The organism is Acinetobacter sp. ANC 4862, assembly GCF_004336635.1.
In the GTDB taxonomy this organism is placed as follows: domain Bacteria; phylum Pseudomonadota; class Gammaproteobacteria; order Pseudomonadales; family Moraxellaceae; genus Acinetobacter.
The window spans coordinates 16660-28366 of the sequence record NZ_SJXH01000042.1 but is presented as its reverse complement, the minus strand read 5'-3'; the positions used below and the strand labels follow the sequence as shown (position 1 = coordinate 28366).

Sequence of the window (11707 nt, the reverse complement as noted above, 5' to 3'; positions counted from 1 at the left end):
AGGGCAATAAACTGATCCCATCGAGAAGCAGATCTGAATTTCTGCCCAACATGATGTTGTTTAGCAAGCCGTTCAAAATCTTGTCGTAAGACTGGTTTAATTAACTGATGAAATACGGTATTCTGATGTGACAAAACCTGAATCCTGGTCGTTAAAGTGTTTGTTTGCACTCATATTTTAACTGTTCGGACTCAGGTTTTTTTATTTAAATCAAACTATGGGACAGCAGTGGGTGATGACCTCGTTTTTTAACCGACTATTTTTTCTAAGGCTGACCTGTAAATCATTTTGATTGAAATATGATTTAAAGCTCAGTCTCTTTTTATAAGACTTATTCGGCTTAAATATTAGAAAAGATCAAAGAGTAATATTTCGCCTGCCCTGATAGTTTAATAATAGAATCAAACAATGCTATCTAAAATTTGATTGAAATATACTTTAAGTTAGTGTTTATTTTCAGTCATAGGAATACAATATAGCACTCTATTCTGCTTAAGTTCCCCACTCCTTTTTGAGTGAGATGACGAGCATATCTACAATATTCTGATCATAGCTTATAAGTGATTTTATTCAAATTGCTGTAATGTTCCATGTAATCCCAAGGAGTAACTAGGGTGCGCCAAGCAACAGTTTATATTGACAGAGAAGCACTGCAATATAATTTAAACCGTGTTAAACAACTTGCACCAACTGCTCAAATTGTAAGTATGGTTAAAGCCAACGCTTACGGACATGGAGTCAAAGACTGTTTAGCAGCCTTAAGTGGAACGGATGCCTTTGGTGTCGCCTGCCTTGAAGAAGCACTTGAAATTCGTGAACTCGGCTATCAACAACCCATTACTCTCATCGAAGGTATTTTTTCTGAAGATGAAATGCAGATTGTGGTTGAAAATAATATTGAATGTGTGATTCATCATCAACAACAATTCGATTGGTTGCGAACATACAAAAATGCCTATATTGGCAAAAACTTAAAAGTTTGGGTCAAACTCAATAGCGGTATGAACCGCCTGGGTTTTAAAGCCCCAGAAATTATTGAGGTGATTAACTCACTTAAAGCCGAAGGTTTTACTTGTGTTTTAGCGATGCACTTTGCCAATGCCGATGCAGAAAACCATCCTTTAAATGAACAACAAAAAAATCAATTTCTTCAGGTTAAAGAAGCCTGTGCACCCGTGATGGCTTCTTGCTGTAATTCAGCAGCCATTTATAAATGGCCAGAATTAAATTTTGATTTTGTTCGTCCAGGGATCATGCTGTATGGTGCATCACCATTTTCGGATCAATCGATACATGATTTAGACCTTAAACCGGTGATGACTTTTACCGCTGAAATTATTGCTTTAAACCATATTCAAGCCGGTGAATCTGTGGGTTATGGTTCAACATTTACTGCTGAAAAAGAAATGGATTTAGCCATTGTTTCGATTGGTTATGGTGATGGTTACCCACGTGCATTCCCTAAACAAAACTATGTCGCCATTAATGGTCAAGCAACACGCGTAATTGGTCGTGTTGCCATGGATATGATTGCCATTGATATCACAGGCTTAGATGCACCAATTGGTACAGAAGTGGAACTATGGGGTAAAAACCGCTTAGTCGATGCTGTTGCAGAAGCCAATGGTACGATTGGTTATGAGCTCTTGTGCCGCCTAAGTGCTCGTCCAAGAAGAAAGTAGATATTTAAATTGTTAAAAAACCCAAGTTTAATTTGGGTTTTTTTAACGCAATCATTAAGCCACACTAGGCTGCACATCATATAAAAAGTTCAAGAAAGCATCCAGGCTTTCTTCATTCAACTGATTTGGGGCAAAACCGTTATAACCCAAAGATTTAAAATAGTTTTGTATTTTACTGTTTCGCCCCACGTATTTCATTGACCAATTAAAAAAGTTAGTTTCTTTCAAGACACATGTTTTAAGCAAAACGATTTCGTGATGTCTCGGATCTTTTCTCAGTTTGTTTAAAAGTGTCAGGATATGTTTTTCCTCGCCTTCCAGACATTGAAAAAAATAACCATCGGCATAATACAAAACCCCATGGATTTGATGCTTTGTATTAAAATCTCTCGCCTCAGTTAAAATATCCCGAAGATCCTTTAAAATGGTTTCATCATTTGAGGTTTTTTTACTGGCATAACATAACTGAAATATCATGACCCAATGCCTTCTTATTGTTTTTAAATAAAAAATAAATGTTAAAAAAGATAAAAATGTCCAATGAAATTTACCCATTGGATAAAATATAGCAGATGTATTTTTAGCTGTGAATAGCAGGCAATTAATCTAGATAATCATCTGTTGGAATAGGCAATTTCTGTAAGCCACGGCGTAAAGTATCTGACCATTGTTTACTCAATTGTCTAAAATACGGATCTTCTTCATAGATCCGTTTGCCATTTGGAATATGTAAGGAATCTTTATGATAAACAATAGTATCTAATGGCATTCCAACTGAAACATTGGAACGTAAAGTAGAATCGAATGAAATCAAACAACAACGGACCGCCTGATCTAAAGGCATTTCATAAATTAATGCCCGATCTAAAATCGGTTTGCCGTATTTGCTTTCCCCAATTTGAAAATAAGGCGTATCTTCCGTTGCGCAAATAAAATTACCTTGCGGATAAATATTATAAAGTTCCATTTCTGAACCTTTAATTTGTCCACCCAGTAAAAGACTACAATAATAATTATTCTGTTCGTGCGTGTTAGCATCTTGAGTAACATCAGCAATGACTTTTCTTAATGTCTGCCCCACCAACTCTGCCATTTCGAACATAGTATTGACACTATATAAGTTGGGTTCTTGGCCAAGTTCCAGATGATTGTTCAAATGACCAATAACGGCTTGTGTTGTCGCTAAATTTCCAGATGTTTGTATCGTGATAAATCGTTCAGCCTCTACCCCAAAGGTATAAAGTTTACGAAATACCGAAATATGGTCCACACCCGCATTAGTGCGCGTATCACTAACAAAGACCAAACCATCTTTTAAACGTAGCGCACAACAGTAAGTCATGAGAACTCCTTATGACTTTTAAATTTTCAGCAAGCGAGTACTTGAACAATAGAATTCATAGACTCAATACCACCACGCTCTCTTATGCCTCTTACTGGTGCAACATCCCAATAATCTCGACCGATTGCCACATATATATGCGAATTAGGAACAAATAACTGATTGCTGGTATCAAAACAATACCACGAATTTTCAAAAAATACCTCTGCCCAAGCATGACTTGCAAGGTGAGATGTATTCGGTACAAATAAATAACCGGATACATAACGTGCAGGCAAGCCTAAATACTTACACATGGCAATAAACACATGGCTATGATCTTGACACACCCCCTGTCGACATTGGAAAGCTTCTATAGCAGAAGTTTGTACAGAGGTTCGATCAGGCACATAAGGAATATAATTTAATATTGCCTCCGACAAAACCATTAAGTTGGCTCGATTCAACTGGGGAACATAATATTCTGCAAAACTTTTCATTTCTGCATTACACATTGTGCTTGGTGTAGGCTGTAGAAATAATTTGGGATTGACGGCAGTTTCAATCCCAAACTGGGTATTCGGATTCATCTCCACAATACCTTGCGCCATAATGGTCATCTGGCTATAAGGCTGGCGCTGCGAACTGGTAATCCAAACATTATTAAAAGCATCAGATTTAACTTGTTTCTCACCCGGTACACTCACATTCCACGAATGCACTTGCTGATGCACATTCGTGGTCGGAGTCATCTTAATATATTGAATGCTGTTACGCGCTTGATCAGTATATTGGTAATGGGTTTGGTGATTAATCATCAGCTTCATGCATCCACCTCAAATAAGTGTTGAACATAGTCACTGAAATGATAAAAATTCATACTATCCGGATTTAATTTCAGTTGCTGCCAAGCGCTGTCCACCCCATTCCAGCCAATCTGACTTAATAGATCTACAGTTTTATCAATACTTTCAAGTGTGATGGTGCGATCTTGCTTAAGTCGAAGCTGTCGGTCTAACTGCTCAATATTCTTTCCAAAAGTAAAAAACAGAAAGATATCTTCAGATTCAGCTTCTAATATATCCTGACATTCTCCAGCCACATCGCAGATATAAGCTACATTTTCAGTCGCATTTTTAATCAGTTGATTGAGTTCTGCATACGCTTTTGCAGAAAATATTCCACGTAAATCTTGAACATTATCTTTGGCATGTTGAAATTGCTGGCCAAAAGATGAAGGTTGTTCGGTATCAAGCAATAATGTATTTAATGAGCTTGCATCAAAAGCGGGCAAGCAAAATGCATGCGCATATTCCAATGCATCCTGGTTGTTATGAAATGGAAATTGACTACACAAATATTGAATACGCGTTAAGTATCGACCTAACCAAAAAATATGTTGAGCATTACTATTTAATAAAATCATGATTTCTTTCCCAGGGTTAGATATTTAAGAATGAAGATTATCGACAACCCATGTGTCTTTAACTCCACCACCTTGTGAAGAATTCACTACTAAAGATCCGGCCTGCATTGCCACTCGTGTTAAACCACCGGGTACGATTTCCGTCCGATAAGGTGAACTCAGTACAAAAGGACGTAAATCGATATGACGCTCTGCAACCCCAAAATCGGTCATGGTTGGACAAACCGATAAATCCAAAGTCGGCTGCGCAATATACAGATTCGGTGTAGCAATAATTTTGTCTCTAAATGATTCAATTTGACTTTTCGAGGCTTGTGGACCAATCAACATGCCATAACCACCCGAACCTTGGGCTTCTTTCACCACCAACTGCTCTAAGTTGGATAGAACATAATCCAGGTCTTGAGCTTCACGGCATTGGTAAGTCGGCACATTTTTTAAGATTGCTTGCTCACCTAAATAGAAATGAATCATTTTATCGACATAAGGATAGATTGATTTATCATCCGCCACACCAGTCCCGGGTGCATTGGCAATCACAACATTGTGACGTAGATAAGCTGACATTAATCCAGCCACCCCTAAAGTACTATCCGGCATAAAACATAATGGATCCAGATATGCATCGTCCACGCGACGATAAATTACATCAACCTGCTGTCTTCCACGGATGGTTTTGACATAAACCTTATCGTTTTCTACAAAAAGATCACGTGATGTCACTAAAGGCACATCCATTTCCCTTGCCAGGAAAGAATGCTCATAATAGGCGCTGTTATAACGTCCCGGCGTTAGCACAACAATAAAAGGCTTATCGACATAGGCATTTTCAGCCAAAACTTCTTTAAGTAATTGCGGATATTGTTCAATGCCGAGAATGTTGTTTTGCTGGCATAAATCGGGCATTAATTTTTGACTGATTTTGCGACTTTCCAGCATATAAGACACACCGGATGGCGTTCTTAAATTATCTTCCAGTACATAAAATTCGCCATGACGGTCACGAATAATATCAATCCCGCTAATCTGACTATAAATTTTACCTTTTAAGTCGTGTGCATACATATGCGGTTGATAGGCTTCATGCGTCAGCACTTGCAATTCAGGCACAATATTGGCTTTTAAAATATCTTGCTGATGGTAAATGTCGTGTAAAAACAAATTCAGTGCACGTACCCGTTGCGAACAACCCAATGCGACTTTATTCCATTGCTTTTTCTCAATCACCCGCGGAATTAAATCATAAGGAATGGTTCTCTCAATCCCTTCCGACTCACCATAGACGGTAAAAGTAATGCCCTCATACAAAAAGTGATCTTTCGCTGCCTGGTTTAATAACTTTAATTCATCAATGCTGTGTTGTGATAACCAATGTTCTATTTTGCTGCAGGTTTCCCCTGACATGCTTTGATCATCCACCAGTTCATTAAAAAAATGAGATTTGAGCTGCTGAAATAAACCGCTTATTTTCGAATGATTCTTATACCCTCCTATGGATGGATTAATATTCGTTCCCGCCGGATGAGAAAAACTTTCAACCGTAGACGTTAAATCTGTTCGATCCTTTTCTTTAAGCATACAACCCTCTTAATTGTTATTTATTTTGAATGCAATTAAGCAACAAATATGCCAATAAAAATCCTTTTATCGCTTTTGTCTATTTATTCATCAAGTTATATGTTATTCAATGGTTGTTTCGATCAAATATGTTTCGAAATGTAGATGAGCTCAAGGGCAAGAATTGCGAAAAATATTCAGGTTTTTTATTGTGTTCAGCATTCAATGGAGATATAAACAAGCTACTCGATTTTTAATTTAAGTTATGTCCTCACAAGAAAAAGAAACCTCGAACAGCCTGTACCGACAATGGCAAATTTTATCTCGTCTTTCCACCGGGAAATGGATGGGTACCCGAGAGTTACAAGAAATTTTGCAACGCGAAGGTATTGATATCAGCTTACGCACCATTCAACGTGACTTAAATCAGATCTCGCTGCGCTTTCCCATAGAAAGCAGTAAAACCGTGCCTCAAGGTTGGCGTTGGCGCTCAGATGCACCGATTCAAAGCTTGCCGCATATGACCAGTTCTCAAGCGGTCACCTTTATGATGGTCGAAGAACATTTAAAGCATTTGCTGCCGCCTAGCTTGATTGAGGAAATGAACCCGTGGTTTGATTTGGCACGTCGCAGTCTCTCGACCCAAAACAATGTACGACAATGGATTAACCGGGTTCGTATTGTTCCGGCCACCCAACCTCTCATTCCACCTGTAGTAGATAAACTGGCGCAACAAGCGATTTATGAAGGCTTACTGCAAGACAAACAACTGGAATGTGTTTATCAGGGACGTAGTCACTTAGGTGAAGAAAAAACCTATATTTTGAACCCCTTAGCTTTAGTACAAAAAGGCGCAATTATTTATTTAATCTGTACCCGCCATGATAAAACCGACATTCAGACCTTTGCTCTGCACCGTTTTAGATCAGCAATTGTACTAAATTCGCGCGCGATGCACCCGGTTAACTTTGATATTGATACTTATATCGACTCTGGTGCATTAGGCTTTAGAGTCGACTATACCAAGCCGACCGAAAATGTGGCATTAAAACTGATTATGTCTGAAGAAGATGCCCATTATTTTGATGAGAGCCAACTCAGTAAAGACCAGACCATCCAAAAACTGGACAATGGTTTGGCCCAAGTGACCGCAACCGTGCCCTTTACATCACAACTGACATGGTGGTTAAGAAGTTTTGGTCATAAAATTCAGCATATTGAGCCGATTGAAGTCTCGAATGCGGTTCGTCAAATCACGGATTAAACAAAATAACTGAAATAAAAAAAGTCCCAATGATTGGGACTACTAGGATATTTCTGTTTGGATCTATTTTTATTGTCGTACTGTGGGCTTCAAGAACATCAAGCTTTATTTTCTCACCCCGATGCAAAGCTTGATGGCGGCTGATTTCATTTGTGGAGTAGAAAATATTGTGCTTTAGCACGCCAGATCTCCAGTGTTATATCGAATTGATTTCATCGTCATATGCATTACCTCTGTTGCTAACGTAAAACCAATGTAGTCCATAATCCAACGATTGAGAAATCACAAGATCAGAAACTTTAAGATGAATATTGATTAAGCATTTATTCTGAATCTCTATTTCCCCTTGTTCATATACTCTACACATCCAATCCTTACTTTAATTTAAGTAAAACTTGTATAGCCCATACTTATCTTTCAGGCCGCCGATCCATCACTTATACATAGGGATTTTACAAATCAGAACTTGTGAAATGTATATAAAATAGGCAGATTCATGTTATGCAGAACTCGATGGAAAACATGAAAATGCCAGTTCCAGCCCAAGCCGTCAGACATAGACTTCTAAATACTTTTTTCTCGCGATACTCAGTCTGGTTTAGCTGTATTTTTATTACCTTAACGATTAGCTGGTTTCGTATTATCTATGAGCCTCAATCTATTCATTATTTTCTTTCAGATCCCTTTCTGAATTCTTTATGGCTGATTTCAGGAATCCTTACACTGGTTGGCGTATATGATATCTTGCAAAATCAACATTCAATTCTAAAAAATTATCCCCTCATGGGACATTTCCGCTTTATTTTTGAAGATTTTCGTCCTGAAATTCGTCAATATTTTATTGAAGATGATCAAGATGCCCTGCCATTTTCACGCATGCAACGCAACCTGGTTTACCAAAGGGCAAAAAATAAAAATGCCGATAAACCTTTTGGTTCCCTGATTAATGTCTATCAGCAGGACTATCGTTTTATCACCCATTCCATTACCCCATGCAAACCTGCTGACCCTGAAAGTTTTCGTATTCAAATCGGCAATCATCAATGTCAGCAGCCCTATAATGCTTCGATTATGAATATCTCTGCCCTGAGTTTTGGCAGCCTCAGTGCCAATGCCATTCGTGCTTTAAATTTGGGCGCGAAAATGGGCAATTTTTACCATGACACCGGTGAAGGCAGTATTAGTCCTTATCATTTGGAAAATGGTGGAGATATTGTTTGGGAACTGGGCAGTGGCTACTTTGGCTGTCGTACGCTGGATGGCCAGTTTGATCCGGAAAAATTTACCCGACAAGCCCGGTTACCGCAAATCAAAATGATTGAAATCAAGTTATCGCAAGGAGCAAAACCCGGACATGGCGGTATTTTACCTAAAAGTAAGATCTCAGCAGAAATTGCCGAAATTCGTGGCGTGAGCCGTGATCATGACTGTGTGTCTCCTTCGCAACATTCGACATTTAGCACCCCGATTGAAATGATGCATTTCATTCAGCGACTGCGTGAACTATCGGACGGCAAACCGATTGGATTCAAGCTCTGTATTGGTCAGCCCTGGCAATTTATGAGTATTGTCAAAGCCATACTGGAAACTCAAATTGTGCCAGACTTTATTGTGGTGGATGGCTCTGAAGGTGGTAGTGGTGCTGCCCCGATTGAACTGATTGACCACGTGGGTACCCCTTTACGAGAAGGTTTACTGTTTGTGCATAATACTTTGGTTGGTGCAGGCTTACGCAATCTAATTAAAGTCGGTGCCAGTGGTAAAATTATTAGTGCCTTTGATATTTCCAGCACCATGGCCATTGGAGCTGACTGGGTCAATTCGGCACGCGGCTTTATGTTCGCTGTCGGTTGTATTCAGGCACAAAGCTGTCATACCAACCAATGCCCTGTCGGGGTCGCCACCCAGGATCAAGAGCGTCAAATGGCCCTGCATGTTCCCACTAAGGCAGTTCGTGTGTTGAATTTTCAAAAAAATACCCTGCGTGCCTTATCCGAAATGATTGCAGCTGCGGGCTTGAAACATCCGGCTGATATTAAAGCCCATCATTTAGCGCAGCGTATTAACGACCGGGAAATTAAAAACTATGAGCAATTACACTTCTGGCTAAAAGAAGGTGAATTACTCAGCAGCGAAGCGAAAGATACCGAAAACTTTTACTTTCGAATGTGGAATTTAGCCCATGCCGAGCAATTTTAAACTTTACATGATTTAAAAATAAGCCAATACTTTCAATAAAAAAGAGGTCATATTGACCTCTCTTATGCGTTGATTAAATAGAAAATCAATAATAACCATCTGAACTTTGGGCATGTAAAAATGCCGGAATTAAACCCGTTAATGCTGCACGAATATCAGCACGTTCATTGATTAACTGATGCGAACCTTCTTCCAGCATCAACAAGGTCTGAAGCCGAAACTTACGACGAATAAACTCAATGTTATAACGCCAGTCCACGGTCTGATCTTGCGCACCTTGCGCCAACCACACAGGAATACGACATGCCGGACGCGATTCCATCTCTTGCATCCATTTGGACATGGCCAAAATCCAGTCCATTCCCATCATACGGGGCTGCAAAGGATCTTTTAAACGCACAAAACGTAGAAACTCTGGATTGTGGTTATTGCGTCTGAAATGACGTGGCACTTGACGCTTGATGCGGCGAATAATGCCCAAACCCACAGAATTATGCCACCAGGCCGATTTCGCCGGTCGAATCAGCGGAGAAAGTAATAACACGCGCTCTACGTATGGATTTTCACGACGCTCCGCAAACTCCAACAGATGATGCAGCAAAATGGCACCACCGGTACTTTGACCAATTCCCAACCACGGTTTAGGGAGTTGACTGGCATTTTTAACGTAGTGATAAACGGCGTGCAAAACCTGCTGATAATGATCAAAGTTCTTAATGTTCGCAGGTGAACCATCACTTAACCCATGACCAGGCAAATCATAGGTGATGACACTAAAACCCTGTTCCAGCAGCTCACGAATAATCGGCTGATAAATACCACTATGTTCCAAATAGCCATGCAATAAAAGTACCGTTCCGCGTATTTTATTAAAAGCAATATTGGCTAAATTCGGTTGGAATACCTGTACATGCAATTTAAACAAAGGCATTTGTACATAGCCTTGCCAATGCTCACAATCCAGTAAATGCATACCGTATAACTTACGATAAGCCTGAATCTCCACTGAAGGTTGATAAGGCTTATTCAGGTTTAAGGCTTCAAGCAATTGAGGCGTGGTTTCCCGACTCGGAACCGGTAAATCCAGCTGTTTTAAAATACTGGGATTTAAAAATGGGATATCTGGCATCAAGGCACCTCCCGGCAATCACTGGAACCAAACCAGAGATCACGAATCGTGGCTAACATTTCATAATTGGCACGGCGGCTATGATCATAATTTTGTTCACTTGGACGCCAACGTGTCAAATGTGTCGGCATAGGCGCTTCAACAGGCACCGTTTCAATACCATTTAAGGCAAATAAACGACGTGTCCGCGGCATATGATAACGATCGGTAATTAAAATCACCCTCGGTGCTCCACCTTTTTTTTGCAATAACAACGAGCTAAAACGCGAGTTTTCGCAGGTATTCATGCTTCGATCTTCCAGCAATTTCGCATTTACATCATGTTCTTTCAACCAGCGCTGCATATACGGTGCTTCCACACCACTGAGTACAATCGGAAGTTGATATTCTTTTTCGATAGCTAAGGTTTTTTCTAGGCGCAAACGGGTGTAATCATTCACCACAATATCTTTGCCGTTTTTATCCAGAGTGAGTCCACCACCCAATACCACAATGGCATAAGGTTTTGAACTTTGCAGCTGAGGCTGTTCATTCTGTTCGTGAATTAATGCAATATCTTGGTAAATGGTTTCATCGACAGGTTCTTGAGCGACTTGCTCCTGTTCAATTTTATGCGTGCGAAGAAATTCCACATATTTTTCCATCAACGCTTTATTTTCAGTACTGTTCAAGTCCAATAAATCTTTAACTGTTTGAGCGGGATCTTCCTGTTCTATTTCTTCATCTACGGGTTTTACAAGCAACGGAATACGTGGTTTTTCCTGATCATCATTTTCCTCCTGTTGCGCTTCTTCAATCATTTGCTGCAAGGCTTTATAACGTGCCTGAATCACCGTCAAATTCTGTGAATCATGGTTTTGGATTGCTTCTTCCATCAACTTTAAATAGGCTTGCCGAGCAATCCACAATTTGGAACCCGGCTCCAGATTTTCATGTTCGCTCAATGCGGCCATTTGTTGACTTTTCGCAGCCACTTGATTGACTTCAACAGGAACAAAACTATTCAGAGCTTTTACCACCCAGCCTGAATAAAATGGCGAATAAATCAAAACCATGAAACAGCCGAAAAGAACAAATAACACGGATGCTATTTGTACCAATCGAACCATCCAATGCGATTTCGCCATAA

At 39.7% G+C, this 11707-nt stretch carries 11 protein-coding genes; 3 read left to right on the top strand and 8 right to left on the bottom strand.

Annotation, left to right across the window (positions count from 1 at the left end; genetic code table 11):
* On the bottom strand, window positions 1-134 hold a 134-nt coding region (locus tag E0409_RS14550; RefSeq protein WP_131292010.1), incomplete at its 3' end, for a DUF4372 domain-containing protein.
* Window positions 135-614: 480 nt separating this feature from the next.
* Between E0409_RS14550 and alr the strand changes: the two genes are divergently transcribed.
* Window positions 615-1682 (top strand): alanine racemase, encoded by a 1068-nt coding sequence (gene alr, locus E0409_RS14545; protein WP_131292008.1) that lies wholly within the window; start codon window positions 615-617, stop codon window positions 1680-1682.
* 54 nt (window positions 1683-1736) lie between these two features.
* On the opposite strand, the gene E0409_RS14540 is transcribed toward alr, so the two are convergent.
* The 5 genes from E0409_RS14540 to E0409_RS14520 all read right to left on the bottom strand — a co-directional run bounded on the left by E0409_RS14540 (window position 1737) and on the right by E0409_RS14520 (window position 6007).
* Entirely contained in the window at window positions 1737-2159 is a 423-nt protein-coding gene (locus E0409_RS14540; protein ID WP_131292006.1) for a BLUF domain-containing protein, read from the bottom strand.
* Window positions 2160-2283: 124 nt separating this feature from the next.
* Window positions 2284-3024: a proteasome-type protease gene (locus E0409_RS14535; protein WP_131292004.1), complete on the bottom strand. Its 741-nt coding sequence runs from the start codon at window positions 3022-3024 to the stop codon at window positions 2284-2286.
* Between the two features lie 26 nt (window positions 3025-3050).
* Entirely contained in the window at window positions 3051-3830 is a 780-nt protein-coding gene (locus E0409_RS14530) for a transglutaminase family protein (protein WP_131292002.1), read from the bottom strand.
* Window positions 3827-4429, bottom strand: a complete 603-nt coding sequence (locus E0409_RS14525; protein WP_131292000.1) for an alpha-E domain-containing protein — start codon at window positions 4427-4429, stop codon at window positions 3827-3829. Before E0409_RS14525 ends, E0409_RS14530 begins: the two co-directional genes overlap by 4 nt.
* A gap of 24 nt (window positions 4430-4453) precedes the next feature.
* Window positions 4454-6007: a circularly permuted type 2 ATP-grasp protein gene (locus tag E0409_RS14520; RefSeq protein WP_131291999.1), complete on the bottom strand. Its 1554-nt coding sequence runs from the start codon at window positions 6005-6007 to the stop codon at window positions 4454-4456.
* A 244-nt stretch (window positions 6008-6251) separates the two neighbouring features.
* On the opposite strand from E0409_RS14520, the gene E0409_RS14515 reads away from it, so the two are divergent.
* Together E0409_RS14515 and E0409_RS14510 are read left to right on the top strand one after the other, a co-directional pair.
* Window positions 6252-7250: a helix-turn-helix transcriptional regulator gene (locus E0409_RS14515; RefSeq protein ID WP_131291997.1), complete on the top strand. Its 999-nt coding sequence runs from the start codon at window positions 6252-6254 to the stop codon at window positions 7248-7250.
* 528 nt (window positions 7251-7778) lie between these two features.
* The gene (locus tag E0409_RS14510; protein WP_131291995.1) at window positions 7779-9449 is read left to right on the top strand and encodes an FMN-binding glutamate synthase family protein; all 1671 of its coding nucleotides are present in this window, start codon (window positions 7779-7781) and stop codon (window positions 9447-9449) included.
* Between the two features lie 85 nt (window positions 9450-9534).
* Here the strand turns inward: E0409_RS14510 and E0409_RS14505 are convergent, their stop codons facing one another.
* Both E0409_RS14505 and E0409_RS14500 read right to left on the bottom strand, forming a co-directional pair.
* Complete coding sequence (locus E0409_RS14505) at window positions 9535-10578, bottom strand: alpha/beta hydrolase (protein ID WP_131291992.1); 1044 nt, start codon at window positions 10576-10578, stop codon at window positions 9535-9537.
* The gene (locus E0409_RS14500; protein WP_131291990.1) at window positions 10578-11705 is read right to left on the bottom strand and encodes a YdcF family protein; all 1128 of its coding nucleotides are present in this window, start codon (window positions 11703-11705) and stop codon (window positions 10578-10580) included. The genes E0409_RS14505 and E0409_RS14500 overlap by 1 nt, the downstream gene beginning before the upstream one ends.
* Between the last annotated feature and the right edge of the window lie 2 nt (window positions 11706-11707).